This window comes from Streptococcus sp. V940 (assembly GCF_054353495.1).
In genome coordinates, this window is the sequence record NZ_JBTHHZ010000001.1 from 853,385 (window position 1) to 871,305 (window position 17,921).

The 17,921-nt window shown below is 38.8% G+C and carries 18 protein-coding genes; 2 read left to right on the plus strand and 16 right to left on the minus strand.

Annotated features, from left to right (window positions below; all coding sequences use genetic code 11):
• Positions 1-121: 121 nt before the first annotated feature.
• From ACXYSM_RS04330 to ACXYSM_RS04340, 3 genes are all read right to left on the minus strand, one after another.
• On the minus strand, positions 122-2,332 hold the full coding sequence (locus tag ACXYSM_RS04330; RefSeq protein WP_458634483.1) for a ComEC/Rec2 family competence protein: 2,211 nt from the start codon (positions 2,330-2,332) through the stop codon (positions 122-124).
• Positions 2,316-2,957, minus strand: a complete 642-nt coding sequence (locus ACXYSM_RS04335) for a helix-hairpin-helix domain-containing protein (protein WP_458634484.1) — start codon at positions 2,955-2,957, stop codon at positions 2,316-2,318. Before ACXYSM_RS04335 ends, ACXYSM_RS04330 begins: the two co-directional genes overlap by 17 nt.
• A 65-nt stretch (positions 2,958-3,022) precedes the next feature.
• On the minus strand, positions 3,023-3,592 hold the full coding sequence (locus ACXYSM_RS04340) for a GNAT family N-acetyltransferase (protein ID WP_458634485.1): 570 nt from the start codon (positions 3,590-3,592) through the stop codon (positions 3,023-3,025).
• A gap of 176 nt (positions 3,593-3,768) precedes the next feature.
• On the opposite strand from ACXYSM_RS04340, the gene ald reads away from it, so the two are divergent.
• A complete protein-coding gene (ald, locus tag ACXYSM_RS04345) occupies positions 3,769-4,881 on the plus strand; it encodes an alanine dehydrogenase (RefSeq protein WP_458634486.1) in 1,113 nt (370 codons plus the stop codon).
• A 47-nt stretch (positions 4,882-4,928) separates the two neighbouring features.
• Here ald and ACXYSM_RS04350 read toward each other — a convergent pair whose 3' ends face one another.
• The 13 genes from ACXYSM_RS04350 to ACXYSM_RS04410 all read right to left on the minus strand — a co-directional run bounded on the left by ACXYSM_RS04350 (position 4,929) and on the right by ACXYSM_RS04410 (position 16,568).
• Positions 4,929-5,915, minus strand: a complete 987-nt coding sequence (locus tag ACXYSM_RS04350; RefSeq protein WP_036752940.1) for a PhoH family protein — start codon at positions 5,913-5,915, stop codon at positions 4,929-4,931.
• An 83-nt stretch (positions 5,916-5,998) separates the two neighbouring features.
• A complete protein-coding gene (locus tag ACXYSM_RS04355) occupies positions 5,999-6,214 on the minus strand; it encodes a YozE family protein (RefSeq protein ID WP_001232087.1) in 216 nt (71 codons plus the stop codon).
• A gap of 8 nt (positions 6,215-6,222) precedes the next feature.
• Positions 6,223-7,077: an RNA-binding virulence regulatory protein CvfB gene (cvfB, locus tag ACXYSM_RS04360; RefSeq protein ID WP_458634487.1), complete on the minus strand. Its 855-nt coding sequence runs from the start codon at positions 7,075-7,077 to the stop codon at positions 6,223-6,225.
• A 60-nt stretch (positions 7,078-7,137) separates the two neighbouring features.
• A complete protein-coding gene (gene frr, locus ACXYSM_RS04365) occupies positions 7,138-7,695 on the minus strand; it encodes a ribosome recycling factor (protein WP_006152642.1) in 558 nt (185 codons plus the stop codon).
• 7 nt (positions 7,696-7,702) lie between these two features.
• Entirely contained in the window at positions 7,703-8,440 is a 738-nt protein-coding gene (gene pyrH / locus ACXYSM_RS04370; protein WP_004253279.1) for a UMP kinase, read from the minus strand.
• Between the two features lie 83 nt (positions 8,441-8,523).
• Entirely contained in the window at positions 8,524-9,858 is a 1,335-nt protein-coding gene (gene trmFO, locus ACXYSM_RS04375) for a methylenetetrahydrofolate--tRNA-(uracil(54)-C(5))-methyltransferase (FADH(2)-oxidizing) TrmFO (RefSeq protein ID WP_458634488.1), read from the minus strand.
• Positions 9,859-10,015: 157 nt separating this feature from the next.
• Positions 10,016-10,969 carry a hypothetical protein gene (locus tag ACXYSM_RS04380; protein WP_458634489.1) on the minus strand — a complete coding sequence of 318 codons (954 nt, stop codon included), beginning with the start codon at positions 10,967-10,969 and terminating at the stop codon, positions 10,016-10,018.
• Between the two features lie 78 nt (positions 10,970-11,047).
• Positions 11,048-11,926 carry a 16S rRNA (cytidine(1402)-2'-O)-methyltransferase gene (gene rsmI / locus ACXYSM_RS04385; protein ID WP_458634490.1) on the minus strand — a complete coding sequence of 293 codons (879 nt, stop codon included), beginning with the start codon at positions 11,924-11,926 and terminating at the stop codon, positions 11,048-11,050.
• A 2-nt stretch (positions 11,927-11,928) separates the two neighbouring features.
• Positions 11,929-12,246, minus strand: coding sequence for a DNA replication initiation control protein YabA (yabA, locus tag ACXYSM_RS04390; RefSeq protein WP_074324179.1), 318 nt, complete (start codon positions 12,244-12,246; stop codon positions 11,929-11,931).
• A gap of 35 nt (positions 12,247-12,281) precedes the next feature.
• On the minus strand, positions 12,282-13,166 hold the full coding sequence (locus ACXYSM_RS04395) for a DNA polymerase III subunit delta' (protein ID WP_458634491.1): 885 nt from the start codon (positions 13,164-13,166) through the stop codon (positions 12,282-12,284).
• Complete coding sequence (gene tmk, locus ACXYSM_RS04400; RefSeq protein WP_458634492.1) at positions 13,163-13,801, minus strand: dTMP kinase; 639 nt, start codon at positions 13,799-13,801, stop codon at positions 13,163-13,165. The genes ACXYSM_RS04395 and tmk overlap by 4 nt, the downstream gene beginning before the upstream one ends.
• 270 nt (positions 13,802-14,071) lie before the next feature.
• Positions 14,072-15,268 carry an elongation factor Tu gene (tuf, locus tag ACXYSM_RS04405; RefSeq protein WP_004253262.1) on the minus strand — a complete coding sequence of 399 codons (1,197 nt, stop codon included), beginning with the start codon at positions 15,266-15,268 and terminating at the stop codon, positions 14,072-14,074.
• A gap of 199 nt (positions 15,269-15,467) precedes the next feature.
• Positions 15,468-16,568 (minus strand): AI-2E family transporter, encoded by a 1,101-nt coding sequence (locus ACXYSM_RS04410; RefSeq protein ID WP_036752911.1) that lies wholly within the window; start codon positions 16,566-16,568, stop codon positions 15,468-15,470.
• Positions 16,569-16,673: 105 nt separating this feature from the next.
• Here ACXYSM_RS04410 and pbp3 point away from each other — a divergent pair, with 105 nt between their 5' ends.
• Positions 16,674-17,915, plus strand: coding sequence for a D-alanyl-D-alanine carboxypeptidase PBP3 (pbp3, locus tag ACXYSM_RS04415; RefSeq protein WP_036752908.1), 1,242 nt, complete (start codon positions 16,674-16,676; stop codon positions 17,913-17,915).
• Positions 17,916-17,921 lie beyond the last annotated feature (6 nt).

The window sequence follows — 17,921 nt, forward strand, 5'->3', positions numbered from 1 at the left end:
TTTTCTCCTATTTGCAATATAAAAGTTTGACACTAATCTTTACTATTTTATAGCAAAAAGGTTCTAAAATCAAGTTTTGATTGATTGTTTAGACAATTTTAATTTTCTTGAAAAGCTAAGCTCAGCGAACTGTTTCTATTTGCCAAGCACTCCAACCTTTAAAACGAATGGTCCCCTTTTGATCCGTTTTGTAAATCGAATTCCCAAATTCTTGGCTATTCTCCCCATTTTTTTCTTTAAATTTTTTCTTCTTGTCAACAGAAATGACAGTGATTTTAGGCTGAAAAATTTCGAAGACTTCGACATCTGTCTTTTTCCTCGATGCTTGCTGATGAGTTAGCACTACATCTGCTTGGATTTTGGGATAAGACTTGTTTAAGAACTTCTCCTCTATATTTCCAGTGACTAGAAAAGTTTGATTTAGTAGCTTTCCATACATGGCTATTGAGGCTTTACTATCACTATTTTGATTTTCGATTACTTCTAAATGACTCCCAAAAATAAATAACTGCTCTCCTGTTTTAATAGGACGTACTTTCAAGTTACTTTCCTTTAATTTATCCATAAATTCTCTTTTAGATAGAGTTTCTTCAGTTACTAGAATCTCTCCAAGATTGAAGGCTTTACTAATTTCTAGTAGGTGGTCTAGCTGCTTAGGTTCACTAGTCGTTAGCACAAGTTGATCAATCTTTGCCACTCCTCGACTTTTCAGATAGGGAACTAAACTCCGTTTGGTAACGCTCGAGGTGACTTTCTCCTGCCAAGCTTCTTTTTTCTCAACTGCTAACTTTTCACCGACATCCAGTAATATTGTCTTTCCTGTCATGTCTCTTAGGAAAATGCTCCTTCCCTGCTCCATGTCTAGGACTGTGATTTCATTTTCCAGTGGATGTTTGGTTACTAAGAAAAGGGAAACGATAAATAGGATAAGCAAAGGTGCTTTCTTCAAATTTTTACGATAATCATAAATTAGCGCCAAAGAGACCAATAGACATACCAAAACCCAGAGATTAGGTTGACCAAAAATAAAGGGTCTAGTAGATAGCTGAGAAACATAGCGTATGATGTTTTCTAGCCATTCAAATAGAATATTGAACTGAGTGATAGGATATATCATTGACAGACAGAAGAGTATTGATAAAAGTGGTAGCAAGACCATATCAAATAAAAAAGAAAAAACAAAGGTTAAGAGTATGGACCAAGGTTGAAATTCAGAAAAATAGAATGATAAAATTGGCAGAATTCCTAAGGAAATAATGAAACTTTCTCTCACCAAACCTTTTATCCCTGTTACTTCTTCACCAGTCATGGTCAGGATAAAGGCATAGGCACAAGAGAGCACTCCACCAGCAGTTAAGAAGAAATTCGGCATCACGATAAACAAGACAAGGACTGTCAAAGCAAAGTTATCCAGCCCCTTGATACCATGTTGAGCCAAAAGTTTTTGCAACAGGCTTCTAATAACAGAAGCTGAGAACCCTGTCAAACCTGCATAGACCAAAGAAAAGGGATAGGCAAGCCATTTGAACTTCTCTTGCGTCAAACCTAATCGTAAGAGTGACTTTTTAAAAGCATTCATGAAGAAACCAACCTGCATCCCTGACAAAGCAAAAAGGTGAATAATCCCTAGACTGGAATAGAGTTCATTCATTTCCTCGAAGTCGGTGTCCAAATGACCCAATAAGAGTCCCGTCATATAATTGCGCATGGGGTCAGGAAAATTCCTTTTTATCCAGACAACTGCTTTTCTTCGCAAACTGGATAGATTTTCTCCTATATCCCAGCTGGATGTTTTCTTTAATTCGATAATTTCCGATATCGTTAAGGTCTGATAAATATCCTGTGTTTTGAGATAGTTCCGATAATCAAATCCAGCAAAATTATTCGCACCTTGAGGAATAGCTAGCTTTCCTTTTACTACTATCTCATACAGTTCTGATAACTCTTGAAATCTTTCCTTTTCAGCCTCTGACTGGAATTTATAATAAACCTGAAAGAGTCTCCCATCAGCCTTCCCACGAAAGGATAAACTATCTCCATTGACCTTGATAGTATCAGGCAAGATTCGTACCGTATTAACGGAGTCAACAAGATGTTGACTCGTTTCTTCTTGTTGCCATTTTTGAAATATAAACCAGCTTCCAAAAAGACCACAAACAAAGAGAACCTTGACCACGGTCTTCCATGGAAATTGAAAAAAGAGGCAGAGCAGTAAAAAGACAAAGCCCAAAAGTGCTAAAAAGCTTGCTGAAAAGATAGCATAGTAGAGCCAAAGCAGGAGAAAACTAAGATAGATTTTGGGGATGGGAAATCGACTAATCCACTGTGACATACTCTTTTAACTTTTCTATCGTTTTTGCACCAATACCAGAAACCTTTTTGAGCTCATCAACTGACTTAAACTTACCGTTGGACTCACGATGATCGATGATATCCTGAGCACGTTTGGCTCCCAACCCCTTGACTTGTTTCAGCTCCTCTAAACTGGCTTTATTAAGATTGACTTTCTTATTTTCTTTGGTGTTGGAAGCATTTGAATGCGCCTCTTGACTGGTAGTTTCTTCCTTAGTCGGAACATAAACAAGTGCTTCGTCACTAATTCTCTGGGCAAGATTGATAGACTTACTATCAGCATTATCTGTCAAGCCACCTGCTTTTTGGACAGCATCGTTGATACGACTTCCAACTGGCAAATCATAGATTCCAGGTGATTTGACCGCACCTTTGACATCAACAGTAATCAGATCTTGCTCCACCACTTCTTCCATCTGATTTTTATCTTCCTTTTCATCCGTCGAATCCTTTGAAACAGTTGTAACTTCTGTTTGCAAATTGCTTTCCTTAGCAGGTGCTTGAGCAACTGGCTTTAGGAGGAAAAATCCACCAAAGACTAAACCCAAAATAGCACAGATAACAATGATTTTATATTCTTTGATTTTCTCAATAAGTTCTTCCATATTTTCTCCTCTCTTAGCTTATTCGTAAGAGAAAGAAAAAACAGCTGAAAAATCTTTTCAACTGCTTACTTATTTGCAAAATAATCTTCCTTGGTTAAGACATAATGGACATCTGTTACGAATCTTCCAGGTTCATTTTTATCCATTCTAGCATATGGTTCTTCGTGAGAGAAAAGCATTCCTGATTTCTCCATGACCTTTCCTGATGCGGGATTATCCTTATCATGAAAGGCATCTAACTTATTCATTCCTATCTTTTCAAAAGCAAGTTCAATTACAGCTCGATTGGCTTCAGTTGTCAAACCTTGATTCCAATATTTTTGATTGATAATATAACCAATGGTTGCCTTCTTAAGAACAGTATCGATCTTGTGCAGGTCAATAGTTCCGATAAACTCTCCAGTACTTTTTAGTTCAATTCCCCATCGGCCCAATGGATTGGCTAAATAAAACTGGGCAATATTATTCTTGGTTTCCTCCAGACTTTGATTGGTTGGAAAAGTGTAGCGCGTATTTTCCTTATCTGAGGCATATTCAAACATGGCTTCTGCATCATCAAGTGTTACTGGTCTAAGTACTAAGCGTTCTGTTTCGATAATTTGATGCTTCGCTAGTTTGATAAATAATAATTCCATGATTGTACCTCCTAAAATAGGTTGGTAAAAGAATAACATAAAAGAAATAGGTTTACAAGTTTTTCTTGCAATTTATAGCGGTTTCATATAAAATAAAAACATCACAAGAAAAGACTGGGTTCTTCCTGTGATGATTTCGTATAAGAACCTAGATGTTAAATAAGGAGCTAATCTCTATGTTAATTGGAATTCCAAAGGAAATTAAAAATAATGAAAATCGTGTTGCTTTGACACCTGCTGGTGTACAGAGTCTTGTCGATCGTGGTCACCGTGTCCTCATCGAAACAAATGCGGGACTTGGATCTGGTTTTGCTGATGCTGACTATGAAAAGCAAGGAGCTGAGATTGTCGCAACTGCTGCTGAAGCCTGGGCTGCAGAGTTAGTTGTTAAAGTCAAGGAACCCCTTGCTAGTGAGTACCAGTTCTTGCGTGACGATTTACTTCTCTTCACCTACTTGCACATGGCAGCAGCCCCAGAATTAGCGGATGCTATGCTTGCAGCGAAAACAACTGGTGTTGCTTATGAAACTGTACGCAATACTGAAGGTCAACTTCCTCTATTGGTTCCAATGAGTGAGGTTGCAGGTCGTATGGCTGTCCAAATCGGAGCTCACTTCTTGACGAAACAAGCTGGTGGTTCTGGAGTTCTTTTAGGTGGTGTCCCAGGTGTACCAAAAGGAAAAGTAACCATTATCGGTGGTGGTGTCGTTGGTACACACGCAGCACGTATCGCTCTTGGTTTAGGAGCTCAAGTAACTATTCTTGATATCAGCGCTAAACGTCTCTCTGAACTTGAAGATGTCTTTGGTCACCAAATCCAAACACTCATGTCTAACCCATTTAATATCGAAGCAAGTGTGCGTGAAGCAGACGTTGTTATCGGTGCAGTATTGATTCCTGGTGCTAAAGCTCCAAAATTAGTGACAGATGACATGGTTCAACAAATGCGTCCTGGTTCTGTCATCGTAGACGTTGCTGTAGACCAAGGTGGTGTTATTGCAACAGCTGACCGTGTGACAACCCATGATGAGCCTGTCTATGAGAAACACGGTGTCCTTCACTATGCAGTTGCTAACATTCCTGGAGCAGTTGCTCGTACTTCTACTATCGCCCTTACAAATGTGACTCTTCCATATATCGAAGCCTTGGCAGGAAAAGGATTTAAGAAAGCAATCCTTGAAGACGCAGGTTTGCTTGAAGGTGTAACAACTTACCAAGGTCAACTCACAAGTCAACCAGTTGCTGAAGGTTTAGAACGTGACTTCACACCTATCAGTGAACTTGTCTAATAAGAAATTCAAAAAATTAAGAGCAGTTTTTCAACTGCTCTTTTTCTTTATTCTGTTTCTTCTTGATTTTCTTCAGCTTTGACAGGTCGAGGTTCATAGGCTCTGATAATCTGAGCAACGACTGGATGGCGAACCACATCCTTGGCTGAGAAGTGTACAAAGTCGATCTGGTGAATATTCTTAAGTTTTTCCTGGGCATCAATCAAACCTGATTTAACATTACGCGGCAGGTCAATCTGGCTAATATCCCCATTGACAATCATTTTAGAATTGAATCCAAGACGTGTCAAGAACATCTTCATCTGCATGATGGTTGTATTTTGGGCTTCATCCAAGATGACAAAGGCATCATCCAAGGTACGTCCACGCATATAGGCCAAAGGTGCAATCTCAATAATTTCTCGCTCCATGAGACGAGTTGTTTGGTCTTTCCCTAAGATCTGATATAAAGCATCATAGACTGGTCGAAGATAAGGATCCACCTTTTCTTTCAAATCACCAGGTAGAAATCCTAGGCTTTCTCCAGCTTCTACTGCTGGACGGGTCAAGATAATACGCTTGACTTGACCACGTTTGAGAGCTGTAACAGCCAATGTCACTGCTAGGAAAGTTTTTCCTGTCCCCGCTGGCCCAATCCCGAAGGTCACATCATGGTTCTTAACACTATCTACATAAAGTTTTTGACCCAGTGTCTTTACACGTATCGGCTTACCAGTATTGTCTTTGATAATCTCTTCTTCATAGAGGGCAACAAACTTATCGATTTCATTGTTTCTAACCATATTGATGGCTGTCACCACATCCGGAGTTCCTACTGTCATGCCACGATTGACCAAGACCATCAAGGCTTGAATTACTTGCCTTGCTTCTTCACAAGAAGACTCCTCTCCCAAGACTTGTACAATCTCTGTACGAGCATGGATGATAACATCTAACTCATCCTCCATCAAACGAAGATGGCGTTCATTGGAACCAAAAAGATGAAACAGGTCATCTGGATGACTTAACTGAATGTCTATTGAATGTTCCTTCAAATAAAGAACCTCTCTAACTCTTTAATTTCTTTATATTATAGCAAAGGCATTTAGAAATTGCTATCCCTAACACCTATGCCTTTTTAATGTTCTAAATATTCTTGCCAGATACGATCGAAGTCTCCCATATTAAAGGAAAAACTAGCATGTTCTTCTAAAAATCGACTCACCTGATCGAAATCATCCGTATGTTTCGGGAAGGCTGACTCCTCAAAGGCAAGATCCGCTAAAATTGCTTTGGGACTATTACTTTTAGGATTACGCTCTGTCATAAGCCAAGTATAAAATGATTTTCGCATAAGCCTCCCTAAATTAACTCTGTACCAAATTGGTCTTGTTTAATCTTTCCAGCTTTCATTAAACCACCAAGCGCTTTTTTAAACTGACCTTTTGAGATACCAAAGGTAGCCTTGATGTCATCTGGTGAAGATTTATCATTTAAGGTCATAAATCCACCATTACTTTCCAAGTAAGTCAGAATCATTTGTGCATCGTTTTCTAACATCTCAAAAGAGCGAGGTTTTAGTGATAGATTAAGAGTTCGGTCAACTTCACGGAAACCAATGACACGCACATCTAACACTTGCCCCAAACGTGGCTCTGCATAGCGCTCACTTGGATGGATAAATCCAAGCATGTTGTTTTCTGGTAGATAGACAAAAGTTCCTGATAACTTAAGACGATAAACGATTGCAGGCCAGTTCTGATTTTGCATGTTGTTGTATGCTGGACGTGCCAAACGTTGGAAGTCTTCCTGATAAGCCAAAACTCCCCAGATACGATCTTTCTTGTCTACTTCTAGACGAATATAAAGTTTATCGCCCTTCTTAGGCCAAAGCTCTTTCAGTTCAGGTAGGATATCCAGTGACACAACGATTTCCTTGTCAGGAAGCCCTGTATCAACAAAAACACCCAAATCCTTACGCACTTCTGTTACAGTTCCCCAACCAAATTGATCCTGAGTCGCAGTCACTTCTACGGTAGTCAAGCGAAGTTTTTGCTTCATATCTGTGTAGGCGAAACCTTTGACCGTATCACCAACTGTATGCTGACCTTCTTCTTTAGCAAGAGCGTAGGTTTGACCATCCTTTTGGACAAAGTAAAAACGGTCATTTTCATCGATGATAAGTCCAACGATAAAACTTGCAAGATTTGTATTCATGTTTCCTTCTTTCGAATAAAACTCAGCCAGCAATGCCAACTGAGTTTTTCTGTTTATTTCTTAGACTTCCAAGATTTCTTTTTCTTTATTGGCAGTCATGTCGTCGATGTGTTTAACAGCATCGTCTGTCGCTTTTTGAATATCTTTTTCAAGAGTCTTCAATTCATCTTCAGTGATTTCTTTAGCTTTTTCTTGTTTTTTAGCTTCATCCATAGCGTCACGACGAATATTACGGATCGCTACTTTAGCATTTTCACCAACTTTTTTCACTTCTTTAGCGAGGTCGCGACGAGTTTCTTCTGTAAGAGCTGGGATTACCAAGCGAATAACAGAACCATCGTTAGCTGGTGTAATACCAAGATCTGAAGCGTTCAAAGCACGCTCGATATCCTTCAATGAAGATTTATCAAATGGTGTTACCAACAAGACACGCGCTTCAGGAATTGTGATAGAAGCGATTTGGTTAAGAGGTGTTTCGACACCATAGTATTCAACAGTAATACGGTCAAGCAAGCTAGCATTTGCACGACCTGCACGGATACCACCAAACTCACGCGCAAGTGAGTGGTGAGATTGAGTCATTCTCTCTTTAGCTTTTTCTACAATTGCGTTAGCCATAATTTTTTTATTCCTTTTCTTCGATATTGTTTGAAACAGTTGTTCCGATATTTTCACCAAATACAACACGTTTGATATTGCCAGGCTGATTCATATTAAAGACGACCAAGTCAATATCGTTATCCATAGATAGAGTTGAAGCTGTTGAATCCATGATACGGAGTCCTTTATTAATAACATCACGGTGAGTCAATTCTTCAAATTTAACAGCCGTTTTATCTTTCTTAGGATCCGCATTGTAGACACCGTCTACACCATTCTTAGCCATCAAAATAGCGTCCGCTTCAATCTCAGCTGCACGAAGAGCCGCTGTTGTATCTGTAGAGAAGTAAGGTGAACCAATTCCCGCGCCAAAGATAACGATACGTCCTTTTTCAAGGTGGCGAAGGGCACGTCCACGAATATAAGGCTCTGCTACTTGTTGCATGGCAATAGCTGTTTGTACACGAGTATCAACACCAGCTTGTTGCAACGAATCTGCCATCACAAGAGCATTCATGACTGTCCCAAGCATTCCAGTGTAATCCGCTTGAACACGATCCATACCAGCTTCTGCTGCAGGTTCTCCACGCCAAAGGTTTCCACCACCGATAACCAAGGCGATTTCAATTCCTAGCTCGTGAACTTCCTTGATTTCTTGGGCCATACTTTGGACGGTTTTGATATCAATACCGACACCACGTTCGCCAGCAAGGGCTTCACCAGATAGCTTGATTAAGATACGTTTATACTTAGGTTCTACCATTTTCTCTCTCCTTTTTTCATCCTACCTATTTTATCACAATTTCAAGGATTTTTATAGTATCATGAGCGATTCTTTCAAAAAAATTAGACAGATAAAAATTTCTCTAAATCAGACAAGGCACGTTCTGCAATTTTCTCATAACGAGCCTTTTTATCACGAATACGCTCACCTTCTAACTCCTTGATAATCCCGAAGTTGACATTCATGGGTTGGAAATGCTTGCTATCAGCATGAGTGATATAATGAGCTAAACTACCGATAGCTGTAGTCTCTGGGAAAATAGCCTCGCTTTCTCCTTTAAAAAGACGAGCAGCATTTATTCCAGCAACCAATCCTGAAGCAGCCGACTCAACATACCCTTCCACACCTGTCATCTGACCAGCAAAGAAGAGATTTGGCTGTTTCTTAGAACGGTATGTCTGTTCAAGAAGATTTGGCGAATCCATATAGGAATTACGATGCATGACACCATAGCGAACAAACTCAGCATTTTCAAGACCTGGAATCATTTGGAAGACACGCTTCTGTTCTCCCCATTTGAGGTGAGTTTGGAAACCAACGATGTTATAGAGACTTCCAGCCGCATTGTCCTGACGAAGCTGAACGACTGCATACGGTGTTTTAAAGTCACCATCACGAGGCCCTTTATAGTCTTCTGGATATTCTAAACCAACTGGTTTCATGGGGCCATAGAGCATGGTTTTAATGCCACGTTTAGCCATAACTTCAATTGGCATACACCCTTCAAAATACTTTTCTTTTTCAAAAGAATTAAGGGGTGCTTCTTCTGCATTAACTAAAGCCTCATGGAAATCCATAAACTCTTGTTTGGTCATCGGAGCATTGAGGTAGGCAGCTTCTCCCTTATCATAACGAGACTTGAGGTAGACCTTGCTCATATCAATGGTGTTGACGTCGATAATAGGCGCTGCCGCGTCGTAGAAATAAAAGCCATCGCCGTCATTAAGAGCATGGATTTTCTCAGCTAGAGCATCACTAGTTAAAGGACCAGTCGCTACAACCGTGATGGCATCTGTTGGCAATTCGGTAATTTCGTCACGTACCACCTCAATCAAAGGGTGGTTGGCAATTTTTTCAGTAACCATTTGAGAAAAACCATCACGGTCAACCGCAAGCGCTCCACCTGCAGGAACACGGGTTGCTTCTGCTGATTCTAAAATCACAGAACCAAGACGACGCATTTCTTCCTTGAGGAGCCCGACAGCATTTGTAAGAGCATCCCCTCGTAATGAGTTGGAACATACTAATTCTGCAAAATTATCTGTTTTATGCTGAGGTGTTGATTTGACACCACGCATTTCATAGAGTTTAACTGGAATACCACGTTCTGCGATTTGGTAAGCTGCTTCCGAACCTGCTAAACCAGCACCGATAACATTGATATAAGATTGAGACACGACACTAATACCTCTTTGGATGTAACATAAGTCCATATTAAAACAAGTCACTAGACTGTTTGACACCCACAAATCTTTCTAAATTCATACTTGGTCCATTATACCAAAAAGCTAAGTAAAAAGACAGACAGGAGGATTCCTGAATGTCTTTCCAAGATTATTGTTTAATAAAACTGAATTTTTTAAAATCATCCCAATGACTATTTCCCTTGTAACTAATGACAAAGCTTACTTCTGTATTCTTAGGTAGTTTTTCAATTTCAACTATTTGAGCAAGTAAATATTGGAAATCAGAGTCTGTCCAATTGTCAATATCTTCATTAATTACTTGGAGGTTTTGTTTTCGTACCTGTTCTATATCAATTCGTATTCCAACACTAAAGGTCGAACGATTATCAGCAACTCTTTTTAAGAGTATATCTCGATTGCGAACAAGCGTCTCTTCATCGAGATTGTTGACTCTACTTGGGGCTAAATCCTCGATTAAGGGAGTTAGTTCTTCTACATCCGTCTTCAAAATTGCCTCTCTTTTCTCTATCTCTTCAAGACGACGATTTGGGTTACCACTGTATTCTTTTTTTGGAACGAGATAATAATAAGAGTCAAAAGATTTCAATTCAATTGAATTTTTAATATAAAGCTTCTTAAGCTGATTATCCTTTAAATATGTCGAAGTCAAACTATCACTTTGAAGTATCCTACTGTAAGCTTCCTCAAGTCGGTCATAGTTATCATCATTAGAAACATACTCCATTTCTAAACGATAGACTGTTTTCTTGGAAAAACCAAAGAAAATTTTCTTCTCAACTTCTTTAAGTCGCGGATTGTATCTAAGGACTGGAGTCTTCTCAACATAATCTTTTTCAAAATCCACATAGACATCAACAAATTGTTCCGTTCCTTTAATGTAAATTGGAGATCCCCGATAACCAAAGGTATCAGCTGTAGAGTATCCTTCTGCTTCTAGTCCTGCAGCTTCTACTACGGAACGGATGTTTGAAATAGCTGTTTTAGCCAAATCACGATCAACTTTGTTACATGCTGACAAAATAAATAACGTGAGGATAGGCAACAGTACGCCAATTACTTTCTTCATCGCTTTGCTTTTCATTTCTCCTCCAAATAAGCAATCTTAGCAAAATGTTTATGATTGTTATTTTTGTTTCATGAAGAAGGCAAACTCCCCTGTTTAGTCATCCGATTGATTCTCTTCCCATTCATGATAAGATGCATAGAGCTGGCTTTTATTCCACTGGTAGAGTTTTGCGACTTCCTTAATGGCTTGATTTTTCTTAACACCTTGTTGAATACGATTTTGTATCTCAGAGAATAAATCCTCTTCATCCTTATCTTCAACTTCTAGACTAGCACCTTCTACGATGAGAAGACACTCGCCCTTAAGTGGGGTTTCAGAGATACTTTCCAATAACTCAGTGATTTTCCCCCGTTGGTATTCTTCATAAATCTTAGTCAATTCTCGAACTAAGACAACTGAACGATCACCGTATACCTTAAGCATGTTTCCTAGGGTATCAGCCACACGGTGAGGAGATTCATAGAAAATCTGGGTCTCAGGATAATCTTTTTTTGACTCGAAAAATTGCTTTTGTTGTCCTGATTTTCGAGGTAAGAATCCATAAAAAATGTGGGGTTGTGGATCTAATCCACTGGCAATCAAGGCAGAAATTCCTGCGCTAGCACCTGGAACTGTGACAACTGCTATATCTTCTTCAATTGCCGCCTTGACCAAATCATGACCAGGATCAGAAATACTTGGCAAACCCGCATCAGAAACTTGAGCAATACTTTGTCCTGCTTTCAGGAAACCAATCAAATCAGGAATTTTTTCCTTGGCATTGTGCTCATGAAAACTGATTTGTTTGGTTGAAATATCGAAATGCTTCAGCAATAGACCAGTATTACGAGTATCCTCGGCAGCAATCCAGTCCACTTCTTTCAAAGTCTGAATAGCACGAAAGGTCATATCTTCTAGATTCCCAATTGGAGTTGCGACAAGATATAACTTACCATAAGGTGACTGCCCTTTAAAACTTTTTTGAATCTGCATGCTTACTCCCTAAACAACAATTCATCACAAAACATACATTCTCCATCTTGTTCACGACGTTGGCCATAAAAGTCGCGACACACATGAAAACCGTCGTCATATATTCGGCTCACGTTTTCTCTAACATGCTTGGTCTTCGTTGGAGCTGTTTCTTCTTCCTCACTCAAGCGCTCTCTCAGTTTGTCGTTTTCTAAACGAAGAGCTGTATTCTCTTCTACGACACTCTTGAGATTTTTTTTGATGGCTTCGACATCTGCCAAGGTTGCCAACAACTGTTGAGAAAAATCATCTAAGGCATCAAATAATTCTTTCTTGTTCATGAACAGCCCTTTCTTTTTCTGTTTTCATGTTCATTTTATTGTAAAACTAGGTATTCCAAAGAATTCTGGAAAGACACATTTGCTTTCCACATTTTTCTGGCTTCGAGAAGGTTTTGCAATACTGTACGTGCTGTATTTTTTTGAATCTCTTGGCCTGCTAAAACTTCTAAAATTCTAAAGACTTGGTCTTGTTTTTCTTTGTCATCTGCTAAGCTAGCTAATTTTGAGACCTGTAAATAAGATTCCTTTTTCCCAGCATCTAACCAAGAATAGAATCGTTCACTTTCTTCAAGTAGAGTCCAAAAACTTGTTTGATTTGTCAGTTTTTCGGCTTCTGCTTGCGATTGACTAAACTCAGCTAAAAGCCTTGCTTTATTTTTGACCAATCCTGCTTGTTCAAGTTGATTCCTAAGGCTTTCGACTTGTTTCTTAAATTGGAAAATTTGTGTCCGACTTCGAATAGTTGGTAATATCTGCTCTTGATCATTGGTTAAAAAGAAAATATAGATTTCACTCTGAGGTTCCTCAATAACCTTAAGTAGTGAGTTAGCAGCGTTAACATGCATTTTTTCAGCTTGTTCAATAATAAAAACCTGACGTTGATTTTCGATTCCTGATTGAGAAAACTGGCCAACTAATTCTCGGATTCGTTCCGTTTTAATGATTTGACTCATCGGACGAATAATGGTGACATCAGGAAATTCTTCCTGATCAATCAATTTACAATTTCGGCAAGACTCGCAAGGCAAGACACCTTGTTTTTCTGTACAGAACAAACTCTTAGACAGAAATAAGGCCATCTCTAAACTTCCAAAATACCCTGAAAAGAGATAGGCATGATTCAGCTGTCTTTGTTCTAAGATGTGAACAAACCGTTCAAATTGCTGGGGTTGACAAGCTCTTAATTGCTCTTGATTCATTCTGTCAGCCCCATTCTGTCAAATAAAACTTGTTTAGTATTTTCAACTACTTGATTTAGTGGTAAACTCGCATCGATTTTAACAATACGCTCACCTTCTTTCTCAAGAAGGGAAAGATAGCCTTGACGCACTTTTCTGTGCAGGTCTAAACCTTCCAAGTCCAAACGGTTGACTTCGCGATCGCTGTTTGCCGCGATTCTTTCAAGCCCCTTTTCTACTTCAATATCAAAATAGAGTGTCAAATCTGGCTTGAGTCCATCTGTCGCAAATTGATTGAGCCAGTCAATAGCTTCAATATTCAAACCACGACCAAAGCCTTGATAAGCAACTGAACTATCAATAAAACGATCCATGATGACTAATTTCCCAACTGCAAGTGCTGGCAAGACCTTCTCTACTAGGTGCTGTCTACGACTTGCAATATAGAGAAGCAACTCAGTCTTTGGATCCATCTGAGTGTGACTAGGATCTAAAATGACTTCTCGAATCTTCTCACCAATCAAAACACCACCTGGCTCACGTGTTGTTAAAAACTCAATATTCTTTTCTTCTAACAAAGGAAGAATAGCTTCAAGCACACTCGTTTTACCAGCTCCCTCTGGCCCCTCTAAAGAGACTAAAAATCCTTTTGACATGACGAACTCATTTCTTTTTTTCTTCCTTCTATTCTATCAAAAAAACAGGCATTTGTGAAAAGCTTTTTAACCTAATAAAAATTTATTCTGAAAAACTAGGACATACATTAGTTAATAGACAAGATAATTATTTAATTAAGTTTCTATATTCGTAATCAACTACCATACTGTCTTATTTTGTCTTTGTATATCTAGAAAAAAAGAACCTTGCATAGCAAGATTCTTTTAATGTCTGACTTAAATAATTGTTCTTCTGGGAACTAAATCGAATTAAGCTTCGATTTCTGTAACCATACCTGAACCAACAGTACGTCCACCCTCACGGATAGAGAATGTAGTACCTTGTTCTACGGCGATTGGGTGGATCAACTCAACGTCGATTGTCACGTTATCACCTGGCATTACCATTTCAGTACCTGCTGGAAGTTCGATTGAACCTGTAACGTCAGTAGTACGGAAGTAGAATTGTGGGCGGTAGTTGTTGAAGAATGGAGTGTGACGTCCACCTTCTTCTTTAGTAAGGATGTAAACTTCACCTTTGAATTTAGTGTGTGGGTTGATTGAACCTGGTTTAGCGATAACTTGTCCACGTTCGATTTCGTCACGTTGAACACCACGAAGAAGGACACCTACGTTATCTCCTGCAAGACCTTCGTCAAGTTGTTTACGGAACATTTCAACACCAGTAACAACTGCTTTTGAAGTTTCTTCTTTGATACCAACGATTTCGATTTCATCGTTGACACGAACAGTACCACGGTCGATACGTCCTGAAGCAACTGTACCACGTCCAGTGATTGAGAATACGTCTTCGACTGGAAGAAGCAATGGTTTGTCAGTGTCACGTTCTGGTTCTGGAATGTACTCATCAACAGTGTTCATCAATTCCATGATGATGTCTTCGTATTTAGAGTCACCTTCAAGAGCTTTAAGAGCTGAACCTTGGATAACTGGAAGATCGTCACCTGGGAAGTCGTATTCTGAAAGAAGGTCACGGATTTCCATTTCAACCAATTCAAGCAATTCTTCGTCGTCAACCAAGTCGATCTTGTTCATGAAGACGATAAGGTGTTTAACACCAACCTGACGTGAAAGAAGGATGTGCTCACGAGTTTGTGGCATTGGTCCGTCAGTTGAAGCTACTACAAGGATAGCTCCGTCCATTTGAGCGGCACCAGTGATCATGTTTTTAACGTAGTCCGCGTGTCCTGGAGCGTCGATGTGAGCATAGTGACGTTTTTCAGTTTCGTACTCAACGTGCGCAGTGTTGATAGTGATACCGCGTTCGCGTTCTTCTGGAGCAGCATCGATAGACGCATAGTCTTTAGGTTGGTTAACTGCTGAAGGCAAGCGACGTGCCAAAACAGTTGTGATAGCTGCAGTTAGGGTAGTTTTACCGTGGTCAACGTGTCCGATAGTACCAATGTTAACGTGTGGTTTACTACGATCGTATTTTTCTTTTGCCATTTGAGTAAAAGCCTCCAATAAAATATATTTTATAGATAGACAGTAGGCAATACAGTCTAACTTTCCTTACTATTTTATCAAATTTTAGCTAAATTGCAAGTGTTTTACAAAGTTTTTATTAATTATTCTTATTCTTACTATAAGTTGTCGATTTATTGATAAAAAAAGAAACAGATGAATCCGTTTCTTTTTAAAATCTTTATTTTTCTCCCACTTCTTGTACTTCTTTATGTTTTTCATAAAGTCGGACTAGAAATTTGGATATTTCTTTGAGAATTGAGTAGGTAGGAACGGCAACGATCATACCTACGACACCATAGATATTACTTGACAACAATAATAGCACGAGAATTGTAATCGGATGAACTTTCATGACTCCACCAACAATACGAGGGTATAGGATATTCCCATCTACTTGTTGGATAATCAGCATATAGATAACTGCTATAATCATCTTTTGAGGATCCGTAAACAGATTTGAAATAATCATCGGAATTAGTCCAATACTCGGTCCAACATAAGGAATCAAATTTGCTAAACCTGAGAAAATAGCAAAAACTAAAGCATATTTTAAGCCAATTACACTATAACCGATAAAAGCCAAACACCCGATAATAAATGCATCGATTGATACTCCACTTATGTAACGGGAAATAGTCTCATTCAAGTTTGTTATTAAACCAGATATATTGAGTTTGTCTCGCTTTAAAATAGTTCTTTCTAGCATCGGTAAGAATTTATGACCATCTAAAAGGAAATAAATCAAGAAAACCGGTGTCATAATGATAATTAAAACAGTGCTTACCAAAGCTGAAAGGACACTTCCCACACTATTTGTCACACTATTTAAGATATTTTGTAAAATATCGACATAAGAAAGATTTAATTGTTGGATTGTTTGTTGAATATCTAGCTCTTGGAAAGTAGGATATTTCGATAATTCTATCACTAAATCTTGGATTCGAGAATAGATATCTTGGCTAGAATTAATCAAGCTACTCAACTGATTGATTAAAATCGGCAAGAGATAGACGACAGCTATCACTATGGTTCCAAAGAGAACACAAAGTGTTAACAAAATACCAATGATTCGATTAATGCGACATTCCTTCTCCAAAAAGATGACGATTGGATTTGTTAAGTAGTATAGAAATCCACCTAGTAAAAAGGGAATCATGATTGTATTTACGACACTTACAAACGGTGTAATAATAGTACCCATTTCTCGCCATAAGTAGAAAATAAGGGTTATTAATAATATCTCAGTGGTCCAGAAGAATAATTTATTTCTCCGAAACATAAGCCACCTCCTCTTTCTCCTATTTTACCATATTTCCAAAAAGATTGATAACCTACATTATAAAAACAAGAATATTTTTTGTCTTTATGATAGAATAAAGTTACTATGAAGAAATTATTTTTAACATTAATCACACTTATTTCATTTGGTTCTGCTACTACTGTTTTTGCTCAGGATTTTGATGTCGCAGCAAAACACGCCATCGCTGTTGAGGCTAACAGTGGTAAGATCTTGTATGAAAAAGATGCGACCCAACCGGTTGAAATTGCCTCTATCAGTAAACTACTTACTGTTTACCTAGTATATGAAGCTCTAGAGCAAGGCAAAATCACCCTTTCTACCCCAGTGGAAATTTCAGATTATCCCTACCAGCTCACAACCAACTCCGAAGCAAGTAACGTTCCTATGGAAGCTCGTAACTACACTGTTGAAGAATTACTAGAAGCAACATTGGTATCTAGTGCCAATAGTGCAGCTATCGCGTTGGCAGAAAAGGTTGCTGGATCTGAAAAAGACTTTGTTGATATGATGAAGGCTAAACTTCTTGAATGGGGGATTCAAGATGCTACCCTCGTCAATACAACTGGTCTAAATAATGAAACTCTTGGGAATAATATCTACCCTGGTTCTAAGAAAGATGATGAAAATAAGATGAGCGCCTATGATGTTGCAGTTGTCGCTCGTAATCTTATCCTCAAATATCCTCAGGTTTTAGAAATCACAAAGAAACCTTCTTCCACTTTTGCAGGAATGACTATTCATTCTACAAACTCAATGTTAGACGGTATGCCTGCCTACCGTGGGGGAATTGACGGCCTAAAAACTGGAACTACTGATAAAGCAGGAGCATCCTTTGTCGGAACAACTGTAGAAAAAGGAATGCGTATTATTACTGTTGTCCTTAACGCCGACAACCAAGATACCAATCCTTACGCTCGTTTCACAGCAACTTCAGCTCTTCTGGACTATATCTCATCCAATTTTGCTCTCCAAACAATCGTTAAGCAGGGGGAAAGCTACCAAGATAGCAAATCTCCAGTTTATGATGGGAAGCAAGATACGGTTACAGCAGTCGCTAAAGAAGATATAAAAATCGTTCAACGTCTTGGTAGTCGAGCGGAATCAAGTATTACATACACACCTGATGCTACTGAGCTTGTTGCTCCTCTAGAAGCAGGTACGGTCGTTGGACATCTGACCTATGAGGACAAGGACTTAGTTGGTCAAGGTTATATCACCACTGACAAACCAACCTTTGAAATGGTTGCTGATAAAAATGTAGAGAAAGCCTTCTTCTTAAAAGTATGGTGGAATCGTTTCGTTCGATTTGTAAATGAAAAATTATAAAAAAAT

What these genes read in the sequence shown, in the direction of transcription:
- tmk (WP_458634492.1), bottom strand. Translation starts at nt 13,801, where the DNA reads ATGTCAAAAGGATTTTTAGTCTCTTTAGAGGGGCCAGAGGGAGCTGGT.
- ald (WP_458634486.1), top strand. Translation starts at nt 3,769, where the DNA reads ATGTTAATTGGAATTCCAAAGGAAATTAAAAATAATGAAAATCGTGTT.
- tuf (WP_004253262.1), bottom strand. Translation starts at nt 15,268, where the DNA reads ATGGCAAAAGAAAAATACGATCGTAGTAAACCACACGTTAACATTGGT.
- rsmI (WP_458634490.1), bottom strand. Translation starts at nt 11,926, where the DNA reads ATGCAGATTCAAAAAAGTTTTAAAGGGCAGTCACCTTATGGTAAGTTA.
- ACXYSM_RS04355 (WP_001232087.1), bottom strand. Translation starts at nt 6,214, where the DNA reads ATGCGAAAATCATTTTATACTTGGCTTATGACAGAGCGTAATCCTAAA.
- ACXYSM_RS04340 (WP_458634485.1), bottom strand. Translation starts at nt 3,592, where the DNA reads ATGGAATTATTATTTATCAAACTAGCGAAGCATCAAATTATCGAAACA.
- ACXYSM_RS04395 (WP_458634491.1), bottom strand. Translation starts at nt 13,166, where the DNA reads ATGAATCAAGAGCAATTAAGAGCTTGTCAACCCCAGCAATTTGAACGG.
- cvfB (WP_458634487.1), bottom strand. Translation starts at nt 7,077, where the DNA reads ATGAATACAAATCTTGCAAGTTTTATCGTTGGACTTATCATCGATGAA.
- pbp3 (WP_036752908.1), top strand. Translation starts at nt 16,674, where the DNA reads ATGAAGAAATTATTTTTAACATTAATCACACTTATTTCATTTGGTTCT.
- yabA (WP_074324179.1), bottom strand. Translation starts at nt 12,246, where the DNA reads ATGAACAAGAAAGAATTATTTGATGCCTTAGATGATTTTTCTCAACAG.
- ACXYSM_RS04330 (WP_458634483.1), bottom strand. Translation starts at nt 2,332, where the DNA reads ATGTCACAGTGGATTAGTCGATTTCCCATCCCCAAAATCTATCTTAGT.
- pyrH (WP_004253279.1), bottom strand. Translation starts at nt 8,440, where the DNA reads ATGGTAGAACCTAAGTATAAACGTATCTTAATCAAGCTATCTGGTGAA.
- ACXYSM_RS04335 (WP_458634484.1), bottom strand. Translation starts at nt 2,957, where the DNA reads ATGGAAGAACTTATTGAGAAAATCAAAGAATATAAAATCATTGTTATC.
- ACXYSM_RS04380 (WP_458634489.1), bottom strand. Translation starts at nt 10,969, where the DNA reads ATGAAAAGCAAAGCGATGAAGAAAGTAATTGGCGTACTGTTGCCTATC.
- frr (WP_006152642.1), bottom strand. Translation starts at nt 7,695, where the DNA reads ATGGCTAACGCAATTGTAGAAAAAGCTAAAGAGAGAATGACTCAATCT.
- ACXYSM_RS04410 (WP_036752911.1), bottom strand. Translation starts at nt 16,568, where the DNA reads ATGTTTCGGAGAAATAAATTATTCTTCTGGACCACTGAGATATTATTA.